This is a genomic window from Pantoea sp. EKM21T (genome assembly GCF_011800405.1).
Lineage (GTDB): Bacteria > Pseudomonadota > Gammaproteobacteria > Enterobacterales > Enterobacteriaceae > Pantoea > Pantoea agglomerans.
On record NZ_JAALFV010000005.1, the window covers coordinates 152,261 to 176,654 of the forward strand.

A 24,394-nucleotide genomic window follows, 5' to 3' on the forward strand; every position below is an offset into this window, starting at 1 on the left:
TAAAAGAGTGTTGCCGCGTCTTTTACGCGCGGTTATTTCAACGGCTGTTATTGCAAAGTAATTCTTAGCGCTGCCGCCGTGGCAAACGGGGAGAGCGTGGCGCTGCCCAGCAGCATCGCGCCGAGAATCGCCAGATAGCCATTAATCGGCAACCCCTGACTGGCCGCCTCCATCGCCGCACTGGCGAAGATCAAGACCGGAATAGCCAGCGGCAGCACCAGCAGGCTAAGCAGTACGCCACCGCGCCGTAAACCCACCGTGAGACCTACACCAATGGCACCGAGAAAACTCAGGGTTGGCGTGCCGAGCAGCAGCGTCAGGGCCATCGCCCGCCAGCCATTAAAATCCAGTGACAGCAGCAGCGCGGCCAGCGGCGACAGGATTATCAGCGGCACGCCTGTGACCAGCCAGTGCGCCACTACTTTACCGATAACCGTTACCGGGAGCGGCGTCGGCAGCAGTACCAGTTGCTCCAGCGAACCATCGCTGAAGTCATCGCGAAACAGACGCTCCAGCGCCAGCAGCGACGCCAGCAGCGCGGCAACCCAGGCTACACCCGGTGCAATACGCGCCAGCTGTTGCGGGTCAGGTCCGATGCCCAGCGGAAACAGGGTAATAACAATCAGGAAAAACCAGAGCGGATTGACCACATCAGCCCCGCCGCGAAAAGCGATGCGCAATTCACGCTGGATGAGGCGAAACAGCATCAGCCTGCCTCCCCGTCGCCGAGGCGAATTTTACGCACCCGCGCAGCATCCGCGGGCAAATCCTGATGGGTTGTCAGGATCACTGCGCCACCGTTATCGGCATGCCGGGCGAATTTCGCCATTAATTTTTTAACACCCGCTTTGTCGATGGCGGTCAGCGGCTCGTCGAGAATCCATATGCGGGCCTGGCTGAGCCACAGCCGCGCCAGCGCTACCCGACGCTGCTGGCCCGCCGATAACCGGCTAACCGGCACCTCTTCGTCGCCCGTGAGATCGACGCTTTCCAGCGCAGCAAAGATCTGCGCATCACTGCAATCAGGATGGTAGAAACGCAGATTTTCCAGCGGTGTAAGCACGCCTTTGACACCGGGATGATGGCCCAGATAGAGCATCGCCTGATGCCAGGCTTCGCGCTGCCGCAGGATTGGCCGCTGCTGCCAGCGTATTTCACCCTGTTCAGGACGGCTCAGGCCAGCCAGCAGGCGCAGGAGTGAGGTCTTACCGGCACCATTGGGACCTTCAATCTGCACAATGTCGCCTGCAGAGACGCGAAATGAGAGCTGCCGGAACAGCGCACGTTCGTCGTATGCACAAGTGAGCGTAATGATTTCCAACATCGAGGGGGGAATCGCACCAACTAAAAGTGGCCGGGATATTACCACAATGTTGCTGTGGGCCGAAGTGTGAGCCACCGCTCAGTTTCGATGCCATGGGTTTATTCGTGCGGTATCGCCCGCAGTCTGAATAAAAATGCAGTTCCGAAAAACGTTGTTACGCTTATTCGCATCGATCGTTACATTATCGGCAAATAAAAAACGGCTACGCTTATTACGCGACAGCACTATCACCAGGAGAAAATATGAAGCCTTCATCAGGTAATGAACAGGGTCCTAACGACGTCGAGAGTGAAGAGAAGGATAAGGGCACTGACATCGAAGTCGATGAGGAGGCTTTACCCTCCCGCGCCGCCGCCATCCATGAAGAGATACGCCAGGATGGGGAAAAAGAGCTGGAGCGCGACGGTATGGCGCTGCTCTGGTCAGCCATTGCGGCGGGCTTATCCATGGGCGCCTCGCTGATGGCGAAGGGGATATTTCAGGTGCATCTGGATGGCGTACCAGGGGCATTCCTGCTTGAAAACCTGGGTTATACCTTTGGTTTTGTTATCGTCATCATGGCGCGTCAGCAGCTGTTTACCGAAAATACCGTCACGGCAGTCCTGCCGGTGATGCACAAACCGACCTGGAGTAACGGCGCTCTGCTATTACGTTTATGGGGCATCGTCTTGCTGGGTAACCTGATCGGGACGGCACTGGGTGCGCTGGCGTTTAATGAGATGCCGATATTTGACGAAGCTACCCGTCAGGCGTTTACCAACATCAGTATGAAGGTGATGGAAAATACGCCCGGCGAGATGTTTGCCAATGCAGTGATCTCCGGCTGGATTATCGCCACCATGGTCTGGATGTTCCCCTCGGCGGGGGGTGCCAAACTGCTGGTGATTGTGATGATGACCTGGCTGGTTGCGCTGGGTGATCTGGCGCATATCGTGGTGGGATCGGTGGAAGTGCTCTATCTGGTCTTTAATGGCAGCATCAGCTGGTATGAATTCTTCTGGCCGTTTGCCCTGCCGACGCTGCTCGGCAACATTACCGGCGGCACGCTGATTTTTGCCCTGATCAGCCACGCGCAGATCCGCAACGACATGAGCGAAGCGGCCGTGGCTAAAGCCAAGGCTGAGAAGAAGAAGCAGGAGAAACGTCGCCAGCGCGAAGAGCAGGAAAAGGCTGAGTAAATCCAGGGCAGGCAGAGCAGATTGAACCGCTCTGTCTGCCTTTCTGGTCTGTTTGCTGAAGGCGATTTGCCAGGCGGGCGTCTGAAAAACGTTTACTGGAAGTGGCTGCTGTAAAGAGGGAGTGAAGATTTAAGAGTCGGGGTGCCGCTTCAGTCTGGATGACATCCCGGACTTCAGTACAGCTGTTTCCGCTTTCTGCACGTAACGTTAGCGCGTGCAGAAAACCGGAATTGCTGGCGGAATGAGCAAACGGACGGCGACGTAGTGAATCTCACGGCCTGTTTGCGCTATACTGCGCGCCGCTGTCCTCTTAGTTAAATGGATATAACGAGCCCCTCCTAAGGGCTAGTTGCAGGTTCGATTCCTGCAGGGGACACCAGGCCTGCCCTGAACTTAAACCCGCCCTATCAATTAAAACTCTTAATAATCAATAACAAGCCATTACTGACGGCTATCCCCCTTTGCCCTTTTTCTTCTCAGAATCAATAATCATCTGCCGGCCCTGGCTATGTTCTTTGGACAAATCAATGAACACCAGTGAATGAGTTGTGATTATGACCTGCCAGGTTTGGGTTATTAGCTGGATACCTGTGCTTTAAATATCTTTTTTATTTTAATGCATCCTGTTTTATTTCTGCATAACGGGCTATCAGTTGCTTCAGATGCATCTCCAGCTGAGCTCTGGCAGCCGAAGGCAAAGGTTCGTCTGCCGGATTTTGTGACAATACCCTTAGCTGCTCTTCAGCCGGTATGGATTGATTAAAGGATTGCATAGCGGAAAAAACGACTGATTTCAGCTCACTGACCGTCAGGTATTTTCCTTTCTGCCCATCCAGTGCGTTCAGCCTGTCACTCAGTTTTTGTAGTGTCGCCATTCCCTGAGACCAGCCATTCAGCTGTTCTGTTGGCAATGCGGCAGCATTAAGCTGTTGCTGCCACTGCTGGATTAGTGGCTTAGCCTGCTGCGGCCAAATTACCCGGACCTGTTCCAGCAACTGTCGACTGTAGTCAATATTCCAGTCAGGAGGCAATTTACCCAGCCGGGCAAGCTGCTGCTGTGTTTGTGTTATTAAAACCTGTGGTAACGGAGCTTGCTGACGCCACATATCCAGTTGTTCAGGCGTGAGAGATGCAGGCAATGGAGCCAGTGAGGCTGCAAGCTGAGTCTGCAACGGGACTGGCCGATTAAGAAACTGCCAGCTCCATAGTGTGACTGTGCTTACCACCAGCATGGTACACATCCCGGCAGCGAAGAATTTCCATTTTTTTACCTGATTGGGCATTGCCGCCATTGCTTCTGCATTCGCCTGGTGTTCCGGCAGCGCCGCATAAACCCACTTCACTACGCTTGCTGACGTATCTTCAGGCGGACTACCAGCAAGGTCCCTCGTGGATGCTGCGGCACTATTCATCGCGGTGGCAGGCAACCTGATACCTGGCTGAATGTCCGGCCTGGTGCTGGTTATGCCATCGCTGTGTTCCAGCCTGGCAGCACTGTTGTGCATCAAGGTACGTAACGTATCGAGCTGGCTCAGATGCTTAAGCTCCAGGCCCTGCAGCACCTCACCCAGAGCGGTAAGCTGTTGCTCCGCCCGATACAGCTGGCTGAGGTCGCTGTGATTTAGCGGGAGCGAGCGAATCAGTTGCTGTAAACGCTGACTCAGACTGCTGAGGATTTTCATGCGGGCATGGACAGGCTGCGGCCAGAGTGCGCCCCACTGATGGCTTATCAGTGCCTCGAGTATCGCCAGACCTTCATTGAGCCCCAATAAACCAGCCAGTTGCGTTCGGGCCAGCGTGTACCAGGACAGCGTCTGTAGCTCCACACCATTCTGCTCAAACAGTGAGAGACAGCGTTTTTCGGCATAACGCCAGTTCACATCCGGGCGAGCCGGATGTGTCAGCTTACTCAGTTCATCACGCAGGGCGGCATAATCCGGTAGCGTGCGCGGGTCACCACCGGTTTTGATTTTATGTGGGGGGATGTGATCCATGACCAGTTGTCCATTTTGACGCGTACGGAAAAATTGAGGATTAACGCTTATGCGGGCATATTCAGAGGAACGGGTACTGCAATACCAGCAGTTATGGCAGAAGCGCCAGAATCAGACTAAAAAAGGTGTTTTCATCAAAACTCTGTCCGGGACGGGATAATGCTCCCGGCGGAGTAAAGGACCAGTCACTGAAATGATCTGCCCGCATGAAAAGGCGCCCCACAGACGTCACACTGCCTTCTGCATAAAGGGTCACTTCCACGCATCCTGTCACGCCCTGACCGTACAAAAATACCGGGATAAATTTTACAGACCGGTCGTCGTAACGCAGGGTGATAGCGACAAGCTCAAAAGTCCCGTCCGCCGCCAGCAGGTCCGTAACAGAGACGATAAATGTTTCCACATTCAATCCGGTACCCACCAGCCACGCATCCATCTGCTCCTGAAGCTGCACCATTCGCAGGCGAAACTCCGCAATATCGGCCTGACTCTTGCTGGTAAACAAGATCGGGGCTGGTTTTCTGGCCTGTAGTTTTTCGAGGAAATGTGATTTTACTGACATGGTATTATCTGGCCTTACAGACGGGTTGTGGTCTCGATATACTGCTGTTGCTTCAGGTGTCTGAGCATCACTCGTCCCTCGGGCATAAACTCGGTGCCGTAACGCACGAGGCCAATCCCCTTAAGCTCAGCATCAATGGCATAACGCAACTCGCCGGGGACGTTCTGCTCCAGCAGGACGACAGTAATTTTTTTCAGACGTGGCTCATATTTGAGCAGGACAGCAGACAGGGTGCCCATCAGCTCATGGGCGGTACCCGGCATGCCCTGCAGTATTTTTGTCATATCGGGCAGGCCATAGTCCGGCAGATGCGCCAGCGTGCCGGCGCGACAGTTGAGGATGCGCTGCATGTTATCCAGCACCGACAGGATGACCTGATTTTGTTTACTGACCTTATGGAGGCTCAGGCCACCAGAAAAATTCCCGCTCAGCATTTCATACAGCGATGGCGTGTTGTGTCCCTGAGGCATTAATCGTCCTTGAGCGGTTGCAGTGTCAGATGGTTATTCCCCGCTTCCAGAATACGCGGTTTATCCGGGTCAAGGTCTTCACGCTCTGTCACCAGCTTCCAGGTGTTGTTGACCATATCCGGGTGACGGAACAGACCCACCACCGCCACAAACTGTGCATCGGCTTCCATCGGCATATTCAGGTTCGCATCTCCACCCGGCTTCACCACCACATCACGGCTTGCCAGCAGGTCAGCTTTCAGGATGGTCTCCCCATCTTTCAGCAACTGCTGGTAGACCATTTTGTCGAAGGTTTTACGGTCTTTTAACTGGTAGACACGGATAATCACCGGCTCAGACAGCGAATTACTCTCGCGCGAATCGGTGTTAAGCGCCTCACGGGCGGTGAAATCCAGGTGCAGCACCTTAATTTTTTTGTAGAACACGGCATTAAAAGCCGATTTGGTGCCATCGGTGATGCCCTGCGTCACCCCGCAACCCACAAGACTGAATGCCAGCAGGGGTAACAGCCAGCGCCTTGTTTTAGTTAAACTTGTACGTAACACGTCGATTTCCTTGTTGTGGTGTCGCGGGCTGTAGGCCGGTGTAGTAACCCAATTCGGTCGTAAAGGTGTGTGGAATATCCTCCGGGAGGCCTTCGTCTTCTGCGCCCAGCACGCCGTTCATGCCGAGCCAGAAGGGGCCTTCACCGAGCGGTGGAGCGGCCAGCAGCCGAGTGCGGGTGGTCAGGGTAATTTTGGCCTTGAATCGCCAGCCAAGGTACACCCGCAGCATCACCAGGAAGTCTTGGTACAGCAGACCATCCGGCTTCCAGCCCTGTGACTCCTGCTCGTTATCGGTGGTGAGCGCAATCAGCAACTGACTATTAGCATCCATGGCTTCTTCACCCAGCGGCGTGTTGCCATCCAGAAGAAAATCGTCATCACCGTAAAAGCCCAGTGGCTGGCTGACCTCTACCGGGCGCAGACAGTAGGGGCTGACCTTCACAGTGGTATCCGGGGCCAGCAGCGTCACCAGCGCCTGCATTCCCTCCTGGGTTTTACCGGGCTGTTGCAGTACGCCCAGCAGTGACAGAAAACGGGATACCGGGGTGGCGATATGCTCTGCAGTGCCCGGAATGCCCAGCCCCACCAGGCCCAGCAGCGACTGCGAAATACTGTCGGTGCCGCCGGGCTCAAACGTGGCCGGGTAAGAGTATTTACGCCAGATGCGGTAAAACTGCGTCAGGATGCGGTGGCTGAAGATATCCAGAAAGCCCTGCAGCGCCTCATGCCCTTCCCTACACTGGGTGATGTCATCGAGATACGCCGTCGGCAGTGGTGAGTCGACGCCGTACATCCCCATAAAGGTCGTGCGGATGAGCGGTGGCCTGCTGTCATCATCCTCGTCATATTCGACAGCCTTCAGTTCACTGGCAGGGAAACCCATCCCCGGATGCGGCGCAAACCGTACCGGGTCATCTGCCGGATGGCTGGTAGAGCCCATCAGCGGCCTGTCCGGATGGCGCTTCTCCAGTAGCTGGCATAAACGATAAAAGTTGATGCGGTGAAGATCGGCCTCCAGCCGCGGGGTCAGCCGGGAATGCGGCGGTAGTGCTTCTCTTCCCATTCCAGGCGCTCTCCGGTTGGTTGCAGGATGATAATCAGGCGGTTAAACAGATAGATATCCGTGTAGAGCGCGAAGAAGCGACTCAGCATCTCGCCAAACAGGCAAATATCACCCCGCCCGGCAAAGCCGTGGCTGTCGAGCGTCACCTCAATCTGCACGCCGCGTACCAGGTAGCCCTGCTCAAAGCGCTCGGTTTCGCTGTGCTTCACGTCAATGATGGCTTCCAGGCGGCGGCGGTTCATCTCGCTGTCAGTCCACTCGTACAGCGCCAGGGTGCCACGCAGCACGTCAGCGTTGTCCATCATCGACAGGAAGCCGCTGCCAAGATGACTCAGCACACGCCAGTGGAAACGATCCTGTGCCGGGGGATAACAGGGTAACGTTGGCGCACACAGGTTACGCACGCCGATACTAGCCGAGGTGGTTTTCATCACCGTATCAAGCACCGTGCTCTGCAGTGCTCGTCGTGGCAGCTGGCCGTTGGTGCCGGTAAGCGTCAGCGACAGGCTCTCGTCTTCCGGAACGGTGTGGTTATCAAACGCTTCACCGCCGAGGATAAGCCAGGTGTTATGCAGACCTGACGGGCCGCGACGTATACGAGTGTGGTAGTAATATTCCGGCGCTTCATGACGCATCATTCCGCCTTTGTGGCGGAAACTCGAAAACGGCACGTAGGTGTGCTGGCTCGATGACATCACCGAATTCACCGCGTATATCTCGGTATGGCCATCCTGCACGCGCATTGGGCGCAGCATGTATTCGGTCTGCAGGGAGTTGAGCGTCAGCGGGTCGGATTCCAGCGGGAACAGGTTAATCACCGGCACACAGTTCAGGCGCAGATGCTTTTCGGTAAAGCTGAAATCATGCTCCCAGCGTTCCGCCAGTACCACGTCGATTTCAAACCATGGGAGCTCAGCCGGAAAAGCCACGGTCTCCAGCCCACGCAGCCCTGTGAACATGAATTTCTCACGGAAGGTGAAGTACTCCAGCAGCAACTGATAACCACTAAAGCTGCTGCTCCCCTTCGGCCACAGGTCGTCGCCAAAGCCCAGTGCGGTGAAATACCCGTCGAGCGTTCTTCTGTCCATGTCGCCCGGCATCCGCAGCCAGAGGCGCGCTGTGTTCATGGTAAAGGCTTCATGCATCGCACAGGCCAGCGGTGCATCAGCGTTGAAGTAGAACGGGAGCTGGCTGAGATCGACACGGCTCCAGTCGGCCAGATGGCTGCAGTTAAAGCGCAGCGTGATGACCGAACGGCCATCCGGATCGGTCGCCAGTCGGGCACTCTCAAGCGACAACGGCTGAAGGGTAATCTCTTTGGTTGTAGTGTACCGGCAACGCGTGCCCTTCTCACCGATCGGTCGTGAGTTCACCTCAAAGCCTTTGACGATGCGCATCGGCTCTTTCATCTCACGCCAGTCAGGGGTGAACTCCACCACCGACATTGACGGAATGGTTCGCAGGTAATGCGGCCACAACAGGCTGACCAGCCCTTCGGTCAGCTCCGGTAAGTCATCGTCGAGCTTTTCACGAAGACGGCCCATCAGGAAGGCAAAGCCCTCGAAAAGCCGCTCCACGTAAGGGTCGCGCGCCCCCGCTTTATCGAGATTGAGCATTGCCGCCTGCTCGGGGTGAGCACGGGCAAACTCTTCACCGGCTTCCAGCAGATAGCGCATTTCAGCGTCGTAATAACGCAGGGTTAAGTCATCCATAAAAACCTGAATATGTGTGTTTTAAAGGTATGCCGGACGTTTTACCCGCAAAGCACTGCACTGCCGGCCGGATCGAGCGCAATCAGACCGGACAGAAGCAAATCCATCTCGGGCTGAAGCCGTGATTTATCAGTTTCACTGCGTGTGGCTTTCATGCGCAGCAGTCTGAGGCGACGTGATTTCACTTCAAACAACAGTGCTGGTGTCCACTGCGTGAGGGTGATCGACTGTGCGGCATTGTCGAGCTCTCCCAGCAGATGCAGGGCCAGTTCATTTTTGCCCTTCTGCTCGGCGACACGAGCCATCAGCAGACGCAGCAGCCATTTGTCTTTCACGGAATCCGCACCAGGGCGGGTCTGCAGCCAGTGTAGTGTGGCATCCAGACCGTCAGTGTCCGCTTTCTCCAGCGCTTCAGGCTCGAGGGCCAGGATATCGTTATCCGTCTCACTGACAGCACTGACCGGCTCATCCCTCCAGCCTGATATATCGTCCAGCACGCTCTGATTTATCCAGTTCAGCGTGACCTCATCGGCAAACGGCGTACCGTCATTAAAGGCCAGGGTTTCAAGCCCGTTAAGGCGGCGCAGCAGCCCTTTCAGGTCGGCGGCGATGATATCAGCCAGCACATCCTGCCCCGATTTCACCAGGGCCTGATGGATATACCACTGCAAATCCAGCCAGAGGTGGTTGGCGCCGCGTGAAAAAGCGCTGTCGGCCTGCTCCATAATTTCGGACCAGCTCTGCTGCAGATACAGGCGCTTAAGCATGGCCAGCTGGTCTGCACGCGGCGGTTCGATTCGGGTTTTCCCTTGTGCATCCGGAGCAGGAATACTGTGCAGCGTGTCATGACGCAGGCTTTTCATCAGCCGGTGAGCGGCAAGCCAGCCATCAGGTTGCTCACGCAGATATCCGGTCAGTGTACGGGCCTGGGCCAGCAAATCCTGGCCGGAGGTAATGCGGTTCAGAACCGGCGCGCCTGACTCGACCGTGTGCGTGGAGGGCTGTGACTGGGCCTTATTACCGGCGTTCTGCGGTACCACCGCATCCACGCCCCCGCCTTTAATCAGACGGGACTCCAGAGCACTGTATAGCGCATTGAGTTCTGGCCGTGACGCCTCCGGCTCTGTCTCCAGACTGTCACTGATGAGCAGCAGCACTCCGGCGGTACGCTGTGCGTCATCACGTACAACTTCCGGGTAAAGCGACAGACTGTCGAGTACTCGGGCTCCGGCGAGCCATTCCAGCGCCGGTTTACGGCTCCGCTCGCGCTGCGGGTGAAGCTGTGCTCCATAGTGCTGAAGCAATCCCACCAGCAGTTCAAGTCCTTCGGCAAAGCCAGCTTCGCCATCCTGGTGCAGACGTGCCCAACAGTAATAGGTGGCAATCCGGATATCTTTGGCCGTGGTGGTCAGCAGTTTTTCAGCAAGCGTGCAAATCAGACCGGTATCAATGCCAGAGAGCTTGTTGACTTCCTCACGAATACGCTGAAAATCATCGTCATATCCTGGGTCTTCCCCGGTCGGACTGGCAACGCTTACCGGGGCAAGCCAGGGCTGCCAATTTTCTGTGCGTGCCTGCGCCTGTTGTCGCAGCTGAATTTCGTCAGCCTGACAGGCGGCAACCAGATTCTGCAGTATGCTCATTATTCGACACCATCCATGTCACTGTTTCCTGTGTTAGCCATCAGCGCCTGAGCGGTGGCCGCGCTGTCGACACTGAATATCTGATCCGGCAGCGTGAAACCGCGCAGATCCAGCAGCGCCAGCGGACCTTTTCCGAGTTGTGAGCGCAGCGCCCACTGCAGGGTGCGACCATCCGGTGCGGTGAAGCTCATCATCCACTGGCTGCGGTCAAGCTGCTGGCGCTTGCTCTGGTCCAGCCAGCGAATAAAGCCCCAGGTCCCGCTGTAATCCCCGAACAGGCGCGCACCGGCGTTGACGGTGGACCAGGTCAGCATTGCCCCCGGCTTGAAAGTGTCTCCCGGCCAGCGAAAGCTCTGCCACTCCGCCATCTGGTTGAAGTAGTGCAGCATTTGCCCATCAATGGTCAGTTGGGTTTCCACCACCTGCGGTACTGGGCGCGCCTGTAGCTCAAAGCTGATGCCCTGACTTTCATCGGTGAACAAAATGTCTGACAACTGGCTCAGCTGATTTATCGCCCGCAGAAAGCCCGGATTAAAGCTCAGCCCCTGGCTGTTGACCTTATCCGCCACCCACTGGCTGCCCTCTTTGTGCAGCACACCGTTGAGTTCTGTCGTCAGGAAGCGCTCTATACGTCCGCTGTCCTTACGCACAAATTCAGCCAGCATCGGTAAAGAGGCATCACTTTTGCTGGCGGCAAACGGGAAACGTCCGTCAAAGGCAGTTTGCCAGTTCGCGACCAACGAGCGGTTCCATTTGTCATTGAGGCTCGCCGCCGACGGCTGCAGCACCGTTTCCCAGGCCTGAGTCAGCGGCTGGACGAACATCGTGCTGCCAAATCCGCTCCACTCTTCGCCAAGGCTTGCCGAAATCAGACTGCCGTACTGCTGGGTGTCGGTCAGATCCACGCTTTTGCCCTGGAATACGGTCTGCGCCAGAGTCTGCATCATCTCCTGCGGATCAGAGGCACTGGCCACCTGTTGCAGTCGTAGACGCACGCGGGTGATGCGGGTCAGATACGTCTGCAGGCTCAGTGAAGTGTCAGCCGACATAACGTTACTGCCTGTGTTTTTACCCAGAAGCTGAAGCAGCGGGCCAAAGGTTTCATCGAGCGGCCCCTGCGGCCCTGACGCAGACTGGTCAATCGCAGGTTTATCTTTTCCGCCTACGAGATCTTTAGCCGATTTGATGATGGAGTCCGAAAGGCCTTCGCTTTGCTGGCCGGTCTGCCCCTGCCACGCGATGGTGTTCATCAGGGCAATTAGCGGCGACTGGCGGACATCGCTCATCAGCGTCAACTGGTCGGTAACGTCAGCAATGTTGTTCGCAGGATTAAGTCGCAGGCTGTTGAGGAAGCTCAGCCAGCTGCCGGCAAAGTCGGTGAAGTAACGTTGCGTAAGACGTGCTTTCAGAGCTTCCGGTGACAGGTCTGAGGAAACCGCTTTCCGGCTGTCACTCAGCACCCAGTCAATTTCATCCCGGCGGGAATTTGCGGCCTTTTCAATAGCCTGCTGAATGCCCCCTTCCCACGCCTGGCGGGTAAACATGCCTGGTACCACTTCATCAGTGGTGAACAGTCGCCTCGCATCGGTACCGCTGGTCATGTTATCCAGAGATACATCGGCAAAGTTACGGCGCACCGATTTGAGCATGTTTTCATACAGCGTACTTTCCGCATTACGGCGGCCAATTTGCTGCAACAGCACCTGACGACTCTGGCTGACCAGCTGCGCATCCGGTGTGATTTTCCACTGCGGCTGTTTGGGTAATTCGGAGATATAGAACGCCCATAAATCCGGCGACAGGCTTTGCCACAGGCCGGTTGAGATGCCAATGCACGTCGGCTGTACGGCTTTCATGGTCTGGGCATAAAACGCACCATCGGTTTTATCCGGACGAGCCATCATCAGCCAGGCTTTCAGCTGGTCATAGCCCGGCTTCGCCAACTGTGCACGCTGGTCGCTGTTGGGGGCGGAGCTTGCAAGCGCGCTGAGTTTCTGCGTAAGCGCTTCATTTGCCGGGTCACGTATCAGGCGGTTGTTTGCCACGCCGTACCAGGGCAGCAACGCATCGAGCAGTTGCTGGTTATGGTCCAGACCGAAGCGCTGGTACCAGGGCGCACCTTCATGAATACTGTGCTGCAGACGTCCGGCATCATTACGCAGGGTATGCAGGGCCGTCAGCTGGTAATCCGATACAGAAGGATGCTCCACCAGGGCATGAGCCTGCTCAGCAACAGAAACTATCTGCAGGCGGTTGACCACGAACGACAACAGTGTTCCCGCGCCCCAGATACCGATTATGGCCATCAGTGTCCAGGCGAGCGTCTGCTCCCAGGCCATACCGACACGGCGGCCTCGTACACGGGTGCAGTCATCAATAATGCCCTGCCAGGTTACCGGCAGGGTCAGCGCATGGCGTTGTGATTCGGGGATATATTTCTCAGGGTTAGCAGATGCAGCCGCTTCAACCTCAGGCGTTTCAGCGGGTTTATTCTCCGGCAGGCTGAAAATCAGACCACGCAACGGAACGCGCTGCTGAGAACCTGATAACCATGGCACCAGTTGTTCAGTCCAGCGGACGATACCCCCATCTTTGAGGTACTGACCCAGGCGCAGCAGGAAATCGTGACCGTTGTTCTCAGCTACCTGACTCACCCCCTGCGTTCGTAGGATCGGCAGCATCAGTTCAAGCTGGCGGGTAATATCGTCAGGCTTAGCACGAAGCGGGAAAGTGGCCCCTACCGTCTGTTCAGGGCGCTTTGCCTGCGACCACTTGCTGTCGCACAGCTGCCACAGCCAGACCGGAGCGGAATAGCGCAGCAGCTCACTGATTTTTTCCAGCCCGCGTAAATCGTTATCGCTGATACGTGGGGTCAGAGTAAGCGACTGCGACAATACGCGAACAATACCGTCCAGCGGGCGCCCTCGACGCAGTTTTCGTAGCGCGGTGTATTTTTCCATATCAGGCTCAGCAGTCAGTCTGCCGCCGTAAATCAGAACGGTACGGTTAGCTTCAAGCCACTGGTGGTGTTTCAGGCCGGGGATCAGTTGTTCGATTGCAGCGTCGTCACCGGTAATCAACAACAGGCGGACCTTGTTGCGCCAGAAGAGGCTATGGCGCGATCGGAGGTGTGTCTTCAGCAGTCGGTAAGTCACTTCGTGGCCCGTAACCTTTGCAGGCGCACGTTTGCGGGATGACGACGGGCTAACCTTATCCTTAATCAATAACCGGAAGGCCATAAACCCCAGTACTAGCATGCTGAGCGCAACTCCCCAGACAATAAAGCCAGAGACAATAAGCGGACGCAGCGTGTCCCATTCCGTTGACCGTTCGGTCGCCCACAGCCACCATGCCACTCCGCCCAGTAGTACCAGTAAAGTGGTCACAGCAATACAGACAGTTGCCGTGGCTGCCACAGAAATGGCAGCAGGCTTATTGATGTTGTCCATCAGGTTTTACTATTCCAGTTGCGAGGGTGTTCATCGGGTCGCGGGCAATCCAGCCGCACGGTTGTTGGTGGTGCGCGGCATAGATTGCCGCCAGGGATAAAACAATCAGAGTTTCCATATCGCCAACTTCCCCCCAGTTGGCATCCTGCAGATGCTGGCTGACATCCCATCCGGTACTCGCCAGCTCCTCAAGGCCGGGTAGGGAAAACAGCGTACAGGCCTCCGGTGGGTCTTTCATCTCGCTCTGTTCCAGTGCACGGGCGAACACGGTGAGCAATATATCGCCTTGTTCTGATGAAAAAGTTTCACCACCCGTCAGTTGTACCGGGCCATTAAGTCCGGCCAGCCACAGTGCCGCAGATTCTCCGGCGGGACGTTCTGTGCCTGACTGCGGCGCGATGACCTGACACCCGGCGATCAGTATCGTGTCATCAGGTTTAGCAACGGCAAGCTCACCCGCTATTTCAGCCAGGCTGGCTTCACCTTGCCAGGGCTCAGGTCGGGCTGGCAGTGCAATGTCCGGAAAAGCGATCGCCATCTGTGCGCGAAATGCCTGCCAGGCGATGTCGGCACCCTGCCAGTAGCAACGTAGCGGTGGAGTGAGGTTTTCTTCACTACGCTGCTTTTGCCACTCAATAACCAGCAGTTCTGCCAGCCGCTTTTCACGAACGGTGGGATCCATAACTGAAATTTGTGGCAGTCTCAGCGCACTGCCGCCGCCCTCTTTTTTTTCCTCCGGCGGGCGTTGTTCACGGTTAAGCACACGCAGCCAGTCAACTGAACGCGTACCTGCTGGCCCCAGCAAAAGGCCTTCTTTTAACCAGAGCGGCTGCCGGTGCGCCGCCCACCACTGCTGCTGTTCATATGCCACCAGCTGATAGTAGAAAGCGGCGTTATGCACGCTGACACGGTAGTACAGAAGCCGCACAAGCCAGCCAGTGACCGACAGCAGCAGCGTCACCAGGATAACGGCGGCCACCAGAGAGCTGTTACCCTCGGCAGAGGGCAACAGACCGCCAGCACCGCCGCCGATCAACACCAGCAGAGCCGTGGCCGACAGCCACCTTGCGGTACCAGGTGGACGTGCCGTTTTGTACGCCGGATAATCAGGAACGGACCTCACTGGTCAACACCGCAGTCAGGAAACGAGCTGACCAGCGTACAGCCGCAGGCACAGTGGTGACCATGCAGCGCGACGGGCTGTCCATCAACCGTTGTCAATGTGCTACCTTCCGCGATGGTCGTCATGCCGTGTTTGTTACAGCGAACCGGGTCTGCCTTACAGGCAAATCCCTGACCAAAACACTGGTAGTGCCCTCCCAATACCTTGCCACCATACTCCCGCAGACTATCTCCTTTGCGGATGACTTTACTCATCGGCCCTCCTTACTCAGCTTTATCCAGTCACCGCCAGGACATCCTCAAGCCAGCTGACCGGGATCGCAGCCTGCGCCCGCGCCAGCTGTTGTTCAGCCACCAGCGCTTTTCGCTGTGCAACCATCACTCCCGGCTCCCGGGTAAATGCCCGCAGCTGTTCCCCGCCCGGCAGTTCCGGCACGGGTTCATGGGTGATCCTGTCCAGCACGTCAACCTGCAGCGATCGTACAGCGCCTGTCGCGGCCAGCCCCGCCAGCTTTCCGGTCAGGCTCTTTTGTTTGAAGCTCAGCACGACCCCCGTGGTGAGGGTGGCAAACCCCACCAGATCCCCAGCGATCACCAGCGGTGACAGGGACTTATTACATTTGTCGCCAAAATAAATCATGCGGTAGCGGAAGTAGCCGCCCCAGATCTCGCGCGTACCCAGCGCAGCGTGCATAAACCAGGCGCGCGAGTCGTGCACCTGGTCGTCGAATATTGCCCTGACCAGCCCGGCGGGCCGTTCCGCATTACTGGCCTCACCGGCAGCAGGGAACAGGACTGTCACCCGCGCGTCTCCGCCAGCCTTTATTCGCCGGTATTCCTGGGGTTCATCATCGGTATTGAGAACGAAAATCATCGGCTGCAGCACGGTATCCAGCACCGCCTGTGCCAGGTTCTCCGGAATTCGGTAGCCGTCGTGGTAATCCTTACCAAACTCCTTCGCCGCTTCAAACAGCTGGGTCTGCGCCATATCCGGGTCGAAATCTTTGACGCCCGGATAGAGCACCAGAGCGTCCATCTTGTCGGCAGACTGTTTTGCTATCTGGTCCTGACGCGTTTTGAGCACCTCTTGCTGTTTCTCATCACGTGCTTCTTCTGCCGCCTCGCGCGCGGCGGGCAGCGCTTCGGTATTCGTGGCACGCTGGTAGAATGGCGTTTTCAGCATCGAACCTCTGGCATAGCGCTCGATACGCCAGGCGGTGATCCACGCAATCTGGTTTTCAACGACAGTTTCCAGACTGCCGCTGGCACGCTGTGATTCGTATTCGCAGGCCTCTTCGGGCGAGATTTTTTCTGGTGTGGACAGATTCAGGGTGAGTTCGCGCCAGGCATTGAAGCGTTTGATAAGCACATCAGAAACTAAAAATTGAGAAATCACATCAATAGGCATGATTCGCCATTTTTCTGTAGATGATTCTGGTAATACATCCTGTGGTACTTTTAAAGGGGCTCCAACCTCGAAAGCAGAGGAATATAGATCCTGTAAAATTATCTGAGATAGTAACAATCCATCATGCTCAGCATTCGCCTTCCCCTGATCCCCCGGCGGATAACCGCCACCCAGATCCGAGTGCATCCCCGGGTAAACCACCTCAGTGGCATAGGGCGGATATTTGCCGTTACTCCGCCGTACCGAATCCAGTGGGAAGCAGAGACGCTGCTCATGCCCGGACACCAGATGCACGCATTTTTTTATCAGACCGCCATAGGTTTTATCGTCCGGCAGCTCCATCGTGTCATCCGCCCAGGACATATGCCCCTCGGCAATCGGTACTACGTGCGCCACCCCAACGGAGGCCACGGTATCCAGCAGCCCGAGAAACTCCACGCTGATAGGCAGCTGCATCTCGCCAATCTGCAGGCACTGCGGGGGTTTTTCGCCTTCCGCCTTTGGCGGGGGAAGCAGCTCGCTCAGCCAGCGTACAAACGTACGCGCAGCGGCAGCACCGCGGGAAAACCCGTAAACGTACAGTTTGATGCCTAACACCTTAGGCTTCCCCGGTTCCGGCTGTGTGAGCAGCGGTTTCAGTTGCGGGGCTAACGCATTCAGTAAACGACTGAACTCTTCGTAACGATTGTGGCTGCCACCAAACCACAGCCGGTTCATGCTGGTACCCATTTTGCTAATAGACTGCCGACTCTCTGCGGTGGTTAACCATTTTTCAGTAGCGGAAAATTTCAGTACATCAATAATGCGCAGCAGCGCCCAGTTAATACGCTCTTCACCCTTAGTTGCGCCCACCAGCCCCATGGTTGAATAGTCCGGGTCGTTCACTTCCGTGAACGGGGTGCCCACACCGGGCATGTAGAACTTAAAATATTTCCCATCACCGTCTTCAGCACCATCTAACAGTGTTGCCTGCCCGCCAGTCGGTACCCCGCCAGCCGTACCGGTTCCAATAGTGGCACGAAACAACCGAGCGATATTGGTCTGATGCTTCGGATCAGACAGCAGCAGGTCATTGTTCAGGTTATTCCCCGTACCGTCGAAAAACAGACTGATATGAAGCGTCTTGCAGCACGGCGGCTCCACGCGTCGTCCGGCCGCCAGACACAATTCCTGGCGATAGAGCCGCTCGGCGCTGTTCTGCTGATGGCAGCTCTGCCCGACCTGCAGCGCCTGGGTCGGCAGGCGTCCCTGGGCCGGAAATGGCGGCGGCACCCAGGCTAAATCGGTTTCCTTTATCTCGGACATACTTTGGGCTCCTTCATCCTGATGGGCTCTTTTATCGGGTAGTTGGCATTTCTCGGTGACCAGCAACTGGTCGTCACCTTCACGTCATCGCAGGGTAAAAAGTGCACGGTGATGCCGCAGACATCCTGGCCGTTATAGTCGGGAAGCGGGACGGTTTTGCTGTGCTGCCGATTCTGGGCCTTCATTTTTTTTTCCCAGGCAAGATATTTTTCTGTATCAGCAAACCCGGGAAAGCCTTTTGACCCGCCCTCCCCACTTTCCCAGTCAATACGCACCGTCATACCCGGCGTCCAGCGGGCGGGCACGCTGTAACAGCAGCCTCCACCGCCCCCCTGGAACGGACCAATAATGTCGATACCCGACTGGTTATCGACGCTGAAGTGGTTAATCGCCCATTTGGTGTGGTTGATGGCTTTAATGGTTCCACCACCACCGCCCCCGGCCTGAGCAGCAGGCTGCGAGCAACCGGTTAACAGCAGCAGGCCCGCCAGCAGCGGGCTTAACAGTGAATGTTTCATCTGACTTTCCTTGTATGAAAAGAACATCTACAAAGGGAGGAGGATTTGACGGCGGGTAAAACGGTTTATTTTCATTATCAGGTAATTACTTATGTGGGAAGCCACTTTTTCATGACCCAGGCCTCGCGTGCTTCATCCAGAATAATGCCCTGGTTTGTTGCCTCCACCATGCCCTGGTAACAATCAGAAAAAAGTGCCTGTTGCGATGCATAGCTGCCTGCTGGGGGTGCACAGTGCGACAGAAGGGTCATGACATCACATACGCACATCAGATGCTCAAGCTGGCGATCGCTTAGGTCGATTTTGTTAGGTTTCTCGTCGCGGGTCTGGGGCGTACCGCTACCTTTTATACCTCTGGCATTACCATCCATATCCTGCCATGCCCAGAACAGCACAGGGCGCAATAAAGGCTTTTGCTGTTCCTTACTGAGAACGTCCGTAAAAAGCACAGGGAAAATCCGCGTATCGTAAAACCGTAAAATCCCGCCCCGTCCTTCCTGCAAAATATCCATGCACTGTGTGAGCCAGCCAGCCAGGGCAGAAAAACGCCAGTGTGAGCACAACAGCAGCAATGGAGCCTGAACGGCAACCTGCTGACTCATGTCCTTGAGCCACTGCAACTGCTGAAGATCGTCAAGTCTAATGCGTGCAACCAGCGGAGCATCATCGACGATAAACGCTTCCGGAAGCCCGTGATAAAGTGACTGCCACTCCACCGACAGTGCATTCAGTGCAGGAATAACGCTGAAATCCAGCCCTGCCTGATCAACGATAAAATCAAGATAATCAGTTCTGGAAGTCCGGCAGGTAACAGCGACTTCTTCAATCCATTGCGCAGTCATTTATGCCTCCCTGGGTACAAAACCCTGCGCCAGTTGCTGAGCTTTTTTAAGGCACTCTTTGCATACTGATGCCGGCAGTTCTGGCAGAGGAAAATCCTCGCTGGCAGGCCCCTGCAAATCGTGCAGGCCTTTAAGACTGATTAATCCCGGCCCGTGAATATGCACCTCTCCCTTTGGCGTAAGACGAATATAAGCCCCGCCACAGCCCAGAGTAATGCCATTTTTAGCCGTCAACTGCAGGTGTCCCTGTGTTGACTGGACGGTGGCATCTTTCAGGGAAGTCAGCGACAGCGCATCACTATGTGACTCAATCTCCAGTGAACCTTTAGCTGATACCAGCCGCATACCTTCCTGTTGGGCCAGCAGTGAGACCGCCTGGCTCGCGTTCACCGAATAACACTGTGCTGCAGTGATATTGACTTCCCCCAGGCTCTGCAGGTACAACCCTTTCCCGCTGTACATCAGGGCTGTTTCCGGCGTAACGGAGGCAATACCTGTCGGTGAAGACAGCAACAGCGCAGGCTCTTTAAGCTCACTGGCACCTGAAACCAATGCTCTTAATGGCTCAGAGTCAGGCGTAATGTTGTGGTGAGTCTGCGTAATAGTTCCCCATCCAGTTACCTGATTCAGCGCCCCTTTAAGTAGAGTAATGGCTGGCTTCATGTCCAGCATCGGCCCCTGCGCCTTTGCCTGCCCATCAGTACTGATAAATATCCCTTTCTGCGCCCGGATGGCACCCCAACTGTCCGTCCGGAGCTCAAACCCCTCGCCGCGCTGCTGTTTCTCACTGTCGACCAGGTGCCCGAGATTGAGCTGGCTTTTGCCGCCGTACTCCGTGCTGACCTTGATATGCTCTTTCCCGCGCTCGTCATCGAGGCGGATTTTGTTGTTCGCAGGCGTCCGCAGGACGTTACGTTTGTAGTTTTGGATAGTGACATGATCACCGTGCGCCGAGTCGTGAAGTACGCCGGAAATATACGGCCGGTCCGGGTTACCGTCCTCAAAGCCAATCGCCACTTCAGTGCCCGCCAGCAGCGGCAGGTGCAGGCCGTAAGTGTCCCCGGCGTACGGGCGGGACTGCCGTACCCACAGACTCTCAAAGCCCGTATCCCAGCTGTCCCGGTCAAACAGCATGCTGACGCGGTAGCGGCCGTCTTTGTCGATATGTCCGTAGGTGTCATTTTCGGTGGTGCTGGTGACGCGCGCCGGCAGCGTGCCGGCCATCACCGGGCGGGCGCCGGGTTCAGGGCGGAAACTAAAATCAGTGCTGTCCGGGATGCCGTCGAAGTTGACACCAAAGTCTTCATCACGGCGCGCATGGCTGTGCATCGCCGTGACGACCACGCCCTGCGCGAACACGTCTGCCACTTCGTACCCGCCGGTGACTTTCAGTACCTGACCCGGAGAGAGGGTCGGGCAGCTGGTGATGGCATGAGTCTGCGTCTGGCCATTCAGATAACGCTCATGACGAATGCGGGCATAAAACGCCCCGGACTCCGGGGCCGAATTGCGGTCATGGGGATTCCCCGCCATCAGGTAGTTATCTCCCCAGTGGTAAGCCTCCCCACAGGTGGTGGCATCCCCGCGGGTCGCATCGACCCGGGTGTTCATGTCATCCGTGGCCTGGCGGTAGTTGTAGTCGCGGGTGCTGACCAGTTTCTGCACCACGTTATGGTGGCTCTCCATGCCCCAGACAGAGTCCACACCATCAGAATGCTGACCGGATGGCGGCACCGACGGCAGCGTCAGGCCTTTTTCATATCCCTGCTGACCGTCGTAAAACTCCACGACGTCGATGTTCAGGCGCGTATCAGTGGTAAAGCGGAACCAGATACCCACCTCACCCAGCAGGCGGGTGATAAAGTGCAGGTCGTCCTCACCGTACTGCATCACCTGCTCACGGCGCGGGTACTCTTTTGCAAGCGAAAACAGGAAATCCTGACCGCGCATGTTGTGACGCTCGCGCAGAATTTTTTCCACGATTTGTGGGACCGACATGTCCTGATAAATGGCGTTCTGATGCGAACGGTCAAGCAGCGCCATGCGTGGCTGGAGCGTCAGGGCATAGTGGGTTTCATCCTTTGAGGTATTGAGACGTTCAAAGCCGCTCACCACCCCCTGAAGGGTTCGCACGACCTGCTGCATTTTGGTGCCGTAACCCTGATCAACCGGGGCCTGCAGCGTCAAGGAGCCCGTTTTCATCAACATCATTTCTTTGCTGATGGCATGGTCAGAGCTTGTAAATTCAATACGGTAGCGGAACGGTGTGCTCAGGGCTTCATCGCCTTCAAACGCCAGCACATCGAGTTCTGCTTCACATCCCTTCACCGACAGCTGGTGATGGTTGTGGCTGAATCTGATCGGGGGATTACTGCTCATGCGTGCACTCCTTGTGTATGGTCAAACTCCAGCCCGATACCATCTTCCTCACTCCAGCTAAGGCATAGCGACTGTGGTTTCTGTTTCGCAGCCATGTGGGTCAGCAACTGCTGACTCAGCACCGGCAGAATTTGTTGATTGAGCAGACTGTCGACGTTGCGTGCGCCGGTATCCGGCAGCAGGCAGGCGGCGGTCAGCGCGTCATACAGGCTCTCATCAATCTGCGTGGTCAAACCGTAGTGACGATGTAAGCGCTTGCTGACCTGTGCGAGCTTCATTTCCACTATGGTACGCATGGCCGTTTCGGCAAGAGGGCGGTAAATCACGGTCTGGAAACGGGCCAGCAGTGCTGGCTGGAAGTGGTCGCGTAAAATCGGGCTTAGCAGTTCGTGCAGGTCGGCTTCGGTGGCCTCCGGCTGTTCGTCCAGCAGCTGCATCAGGTGATCGCTACCAAGATTCGAGGTCATCAGGATAACGGTATTACGGAAGTCGATTTCTCGGCCTTCACCGTCGCGCATAAAGCCGCGGTCGAAGACCTGATAGAACAGGTTCATCACGTCGCGGTGCGCTTTCTCCACTTCATCGAGCAGTACCACGCTGTACGGGCGCTTGCGCACCGCTTCGGTGAGGATGCCGCCCTGACCATAACCGACGTAGCCCGGAGGCGAACCTTTCAACTGGGATACGGTGTGCGGCTCCTGGTACTCCGACAGGTTGATGGTAATCAGCGATTTTTCACCGCCGTACAGTACATCCGCCAGCGCCAGCGCGGTTTCGGTCTTGCCGACGCCGCTCGGGCCAACCAGCAGGAACACGCCCTGCGGACCGTTCTCGGACGTCAGGCCCGTTTTGGCGGCACGCAGACGCTGGGCAATAGCATTAAGAGAAACATCCTGACCGACCACGCGTTTACCCATTTCGTTTTCCAGGGTCAGCAGCTCGGTCTGCTCGTCCTTCATCAGGGAAGACAGCGGTACACCGGTCCAGTCGGCAATCACGGTGGCAACGGTGCGCACGTCCACATCAACCGAAAGCAGCGGGTTGCTGTGCTGCATGCCCTTCAGCTCCTGTTGCAGCCTGTGCGTCTCGTTCCGACGGGAGATGTCATGGCGGCTTTCCAGCAGTTGTCCGGTGAGTTTCAGCTCCTGACCGTACTGGGTTTGAAGCTCGTCGAGTGCAACGATGAGATCGTTCTCTTCCTGCTCAATGGCGGTCAGGCGTTCACCATGACTCTGAGTACCGACGGCGATATCTTCCAGCAGCGCCTGCTTCTCCATTTCAAGAGAGGTAATCTGCGAGCGAATGCGGGTCAGCTGTTCCGGCACGGTGTCGAGGCTCATGCGCACGCGCGCAGCGGCGGTATCCAGCAGGTCAACGGCCTTGTCCGGCAACTGGCGGCCAGTCAGGTAGCGGCGGGACAAAGTGACCGCGGCACGAACCGCGTCGTCGGTAATGTGCACATTATGGTGGTCGGCATAGCGGGATTTCAGGCCGCGCAGCATCAGACACGCAGTGTCATCATCTGGCTCGTCCACCAACACCCGCTGGAAGCGACGTTCCAGCGCAGCATCACGCTCGAAGTACTGTTTGTACTCGCTCCAGGTCGTGGCGGCAATGGTGCGCAGTTCGCCGCGGGCGAGTGCGGGTTTCAGCAGATTGGCGGCATCCGCGCCACCTGCCTGGTTGCCCGCGCCAATGATGGTGTGTGCTTCATCAATAAACAGTAAAATCGGGGTGGGCGACTGCTGTACAGCATCGATGACGTTTTTCAGGCGCTGTTCAAATTCACCTTTCACGCCTGCGCCCGCCTGCAACAGACCGAGGTCAAGGGTGCGCAGGATGACCGGTTTGAGGGATTCAGGTACGTTGCCCTCGGCAATACGCAGCGCCAGACCTTCGACCAGAGCCGTTTTACCGACGCCTGGTTCACCGACCAGAATCGGGTTGTTCTTACGACGGCGCGAGAGAATGTCGACCATCTGGCGGATTTCGGTGTCACGGCCGAACACGGGGTCAATCCTGCCCTCCTTCGCTTTGGCGGTGACATCGAGGGTGAATTTATCCAGCGCGTTCTGTAGCGCCGGGTTCAGTTCACCCTCTTTCAGCTCTGCACCAACCGGGCGGCCAACAAACTCCACCTCACCACCGTGATTCTGCGCAAGTTCCGCTTCCTGCTGCAGTTCCGCGCGTTCGTCCGACTGGGCATCAAGCAGCGGACGCAGACGTTCCAGCTGACCCTGGCCCAGCGTCAGCAGCGGCCACAGCCCGTCACAGCGAACCAGTTTCTGTTTGTAAATCAGCGCCATCAGTAGATGGATGCTGCGGATTTGTTCCTCGCCGTTAAGAGAAGCAATCAGCCAGGCTTCCTGCATCAGCGTCTGAATGGCATCAGACAACTGTGGACGTTGACGTACTGAACGCGGCTGTTTATCCAGCCAGGCAAGCAAATCCTGCCAAAGCTGGTCCATATCCCACTCATAGCGGCGGGCCAGCACCGTCAGGTCACCTTCCCCCTGTTCGAGCAGCTTCAGCAGCCAGTGCTCCGGCAAAATTTCCGCATGGGCGCGGGTCTGGCAGAGCGACGCCGCCCCTTCCATCGCACGGGCACAGTAAGGGTTCAGACGTCGCAACAGGATGGCTGGGTTTTCCATGAATCTCTCTCTTTGTCGGTTCCTGGACACGCTACCGCCCATCGCTGTTCCCGTTAAGGGGACCAAAGCGCATACGGTCAGGCTGGCAGTTTGTGGTTTTCTTTGCTGAAAGCCCGCGAGCTGCAGACGTTCAGCAAAACAGCGGAAAGGTCATCCCCCTCCGCTTAAAAACGAGGATTACGCTAAAGAGTTCGTGTCGCAGGAAGGCGGCAAGTTCTTAAGTCTCCGG

18 protein-coding genes and 1 tRNA gene are annotated in these 24,394 nt (G+C 56.5%); 2 read left to right on the forward strand and 17 right to left on the reverse strand.

The features are described from left to right. Window positions 1-47: 47 nt before the first annotated feature. Both ccmB and ccmA read right to left on the reverse strand, forming a co-directional pair. Complete coding sequence (gene ccmB, locus HFD87_RS11930; protein WP_010671428.1) at window positions 48-707, reverse strand: heme exporter protein CcmB; 660 nt, start codon at window positions 705-707, stop codon at window positions 48-50. Further along, complete coding sequence (gene ccmA, locus HFD87_RS11935; RefSeq protein WP_022625094.1) at window positions 707-1,324, reverse strand: cytochrome c biogenesis heme-transporting ATPase CcmA; 618 nt, start codon at window positions 1,322-1,324, stop codon at window positions 707-709. The genes ccmB and ccmA overlap by 1 nt, the downstream gene beginning before the upstream one ends. Window positions 1,325-1,566: 242 nt before the next feature. On the opposite strand from ccmA, the gene HFD87_RS11940 reads away from it, so the two are divergent. Next, entirely contained in the window at window positions 1,567-2,502 is a 936-nt protein-coding gene (locus HFD87_RS11940; RefSeq protein ID WP_010671426.1) for a formate/nitrite transporter family protein, read from the forward strand. Between the two features lie 304 nt (window positions 2,503-2,806). Next, a tRNA-Arg gene (locus tag HFD87_RS11945) sits at window positions 2,807-2,881 on the forward strand. A gap of 229 nt (window positions 2,882-3,110) precedes the next feature. On the opposite strand, the gene HFD87_RS11950 is transcribed toward HFD87_RS11945, so the two are convergent. From HFD87_RS11950 to tssH, 15 genes are all read right to left on the reverse strand, one after another. Next, window positions 3,111-4,496 carry a VasL domain-containing protein gene (locus HFD87_RS11950; protein ID WP_167423472.1) on the reverse strand — a complete coding sequence of 462 codons (1,386 nt, stop codon included), beginning with the start codon at window positions 4,494-4,496 and terminating at the stop codon, window positions 3,111-3,113. A gap of 91 nt (window positions 4,497-4,587) precedes the next feature. After that, window positions 4,588-5,058: a hypothetical protein gene (locus HFD87_RS11955; RefSeq protein ID WP_167423473.1), complete on the reverse strand. Its 471-nt coding sequence runs from the start codon at window positions 5,056-5,058 to the stop codon at window positions 4,588-4,590. A 14-nt stretch (window positions 5,059-5,072) separates the two neighbouring features. Continuing rightward, on the reverse strand, window positions 5,073-5,528 hold the full coding sequence (gene tssE, locus HFD87_RS11960) for a type VI secretion system baseplate subunit TssE (protein WP_167423474.1): 456 nt from the start codon (window positions 5,526-5,528) through the stop codon (window positions 5,073-5,075). Then, window positions 5,528-6,073, reverse strand: a complete 546-nt coding sequence (tssJ, locus tag HFD87_RS11965; RefSeq protein WP_089413967.1) for a type VI secretion system lipoprotein TssJ — start codon at window positions 6,071-6,073, stop codon at window positions 5,528-5,530. Before tssJ ends, tssE begins: the two co-directional genes overlap by 1 nt. Further along, on the reverse strand, window positions 6,051-7,136 hold the full coding sequence (gene tssG, locus HFD87_RS11970) for a type VI secretion system baseplate subunit TssG (RefSeq protein ID WP_167423475.1): 1,086 nt from the start codon (window positions 7,134-7,136) through the stop codon (window positions 6,051-6,053). The genes tssJ and tssG overlap by 23 nt, the downstream gene beginning before the upstream one ends. Next, window positions 7,100-8,848: a type VI secretion system baseplate subunit TssF gene (gene tssF, locus HFD87_RS11975; RefSeq protein ID WP_167423476.1), complete on the reverse strand. Its 1,749-nt coding sequence runs from the start codon at window positions 8,846-8,848 to the stop codon at window positions 7,100-7,102. The genes tssG and tssF overlap by 37 nt, the downstream gene beginning before the upstream one ends. Window positions 8,849-8,889: 41 nt before the next feature. Continuing rightward, the gene (gene tssA / locus HFD87_RS11980) at window positions 8,890-10,491 is read right to left on the reverse strand and encodes a type VI secretion system protein TssA (RefSeq protein ID WP_167423477.1); all 1,602 of its coding nucleotides are present in this window, start codon (window positions 10,489-10,491) and stop codon (window positions 8,890-8,892) included. Next, complete coding sequence (locus HFD87_RS11985) at window positions 10,491-13,940, reverse strand: ImcF-related family protein (protein ID WP_167423478.1); 3,450 nt, start codon at window positions 13,938-13,940, stop codon at window positions 10,491-10,493. The genes tssA and HFD87_RS11985 overlap by 1 nt, the downstream gene beginning before the upstream one ends. Then, window positions 13,924-15,063: a hypothetical protein gene (locus HFD87_RS11990; protein ID WP_167423479.1), complete on the reverse strand. Its 1,140-nt coding sequence runs from the start codon at window positions 15,061-15,063 to the stop codon at window positions 13,924-13,926. The genes HFD87_RS11985 and HFD87_RS11990 overlap by 17 nt, the downstream gene beginning before the upstream one ends. Further along, a complete protein-coding gene (locus HFD87_RS11995; RefSeq protein ID WP_163798832.1) occupies window positions 15,060-15,317 on the reverse strand; it encodes a PAAR domain-containing protein in 258 nt (85 codons plus the stop codon). Before HFD87_RS11995 ends, HFD87_RS11990 begins: the two co-directional genes overlap by 4 nt. Window positions 15,318-15,336: 19 nt before the next feature. After that, complete coding sequence (locus HFD87_RS12000; protein ID WP_167423480.1) at window positions 15,337-17,775, reverse strand: DUF2235 domain-containing protein; 2,439 nt, start codon at window positions 17,773-17,775, stop codon at window positions 15,337-15,339. Then, entirely contained in the window at window positions 17,763-18,293 is a 531-nt protein-coding gene (gene tli1 / locus HFD87_RS12005; RefSeq protein ID WP_163798836.1) for a T6SS immunity phospholipase A1-binding lipoprotein Tli1-KP, read from the reverse strand. The genes HFD87_RS12000 and tli1 overlap by 13 nt, the downstream gene beginning before the upstream one ends. An 89-nt stretch (window positions 18,294-18,382) precedes the next feature. After that, window positions 18,383-19,135, reverse strand: coding sequence for a DUF4123 domain-containing protein (locus HFD87_RS12010; protein WP_163798838.1), 753 nt, complete (start codon window positions 19,133-19,135; stop codon window positions 18,383-18,385). Further along, a complete protein-coding gene (locus tag HFD87_RS12015) occupies window positions 19,136-21,514 on the reverse strand; it encodes a type VI secretion system Vgr family protein (protein WP_167423481.1) in 2,379 nt (792 codons plus the stop codon). Then, window positions 21,511-24,165: a type VI secretion system ATPase TssH gene (gene tssH, locus HFD87_RS12020; protein ID WP_167423482.1), complete on the reverse strand. Its 2,655-nt coding sequence runs from the start codon at window positions 24,163-24,165 to the stop codon at window positions 21,511-21,513. Before tssH ends, HFD87_RS12015 begins: the two co-directional genes overlap by 4 nt. Window positions 24,166-24,394: the final 229 nt, after the last annotated feature.

Bases quoted from the DNA above. Each gene is read 5' to 3' on its own strand.
- HFD87_RS11950 (WP_167423472.1), bottom strand. From the start codon at position 4,496: ATGGATCACATCCCCCCACATAAAATCAAAACCGGTGGTGACCCGCGC.
- tssG (WP_167423475.1), bottom strand. From the start codon at position 7,136: ATGGGAAGAGAAGCACTACCGCCGCATTCCCGGCTGACCCCGCGGCTG.
- HFD87_RS11985 (WP_167423478.1), bottom strand. From the start codon at position 13,940: ATGGACAACATCAATAAGCCTGCTGCCATTTCTGTGGCAGCCACGGCA.
- tssF (WP_167423476.1), bottom strand. From the start codon at position 8,848: ATGGATGACTTAACCCTGCGTTATTACGACGCTGAAATGCGCTATCTG.
- tli1 (WP_163798836.1), bottom strand. From the start codon at position 18,293: ATGAAACATTCACTGTTAAGCCCGCTGCTGGCGGGCCTGCTGCTGTTA.
- tssE (WP_167423474.1), bottom strand. From the start codon at position 5,528: ATGCCTCAGGGACACAACACGCCATCGCTGTATGAAATGCTGAGCGGG.
- ccmA (WP_022625094.1), bottom strand. From the start codon at position 1,324: ATGTTGGAAATCATTACGCTCACTTGTGCATACGACGAACGTGCGCTG.
- tssH (WP_167423482.1), bottom strand. From the start codon at position 24,165: ATGGAAAACCCAGCCATCCTGTTGCGACGTCTGAACCCTTACTGTGCC.
- HFD87_RS11955 (WP_167423473.1), bottom strand. From the start codon at position 5,058: ATGTCAGTAAAATCACATTTCCTCGAAAAACTACAGGCCAGAAAACCA.
- HFD87_RS11995 (WP_163798832.1), bottom strand. From the start codon at position 15,317: ATGAGTAAAGTCATCCGCAAAGGAGATAGTCTGCGGGAGTATGGTGGC.
- ccmB (WP_010671428.1), bottom strand. From the start codon at position 707: ATGCTGTTTCGCCTCATCCAGCGTGAATTGCGCATCGCTTTTCGCGGC.
- HFD87_RS11940 (WP_010671426.1), top strand. From the start codon at position 1,567: ATGAAGCCTTCATCAGGTAATGAACAGGGTCCTAACGACGTCGAGAGT.
- tssA (WP_167423477.1), bottom strand. From the start codon at position 10,491: ATGAGCATACTGCAGAATCTGGTTGCCGCCTGTCAGGCTGACGAAATT.
- HFD87_RS12010 (WP_163798838.1), bottom strand. From the start codon at position 19,135: ATGACTGCGCAATGGATTGAAGAAGTCGCTGTTACCTGCCGGACTTCC.
- HFD87_RS12015 (WP_167423481.1), bottom strand. From the start codon at position 21,514: ATGAGCAGTAATCCCCCGATCAGATTCAGCCACAACCATCACCAGCTG.
- HFD87_RS12000 (WP_167423480.1), bottom strand. From the start codon at position 17,775: ATGTCCGAGATAAAGGAAACCGATTTAGCCTGGGTGCCGCCGCCATTT.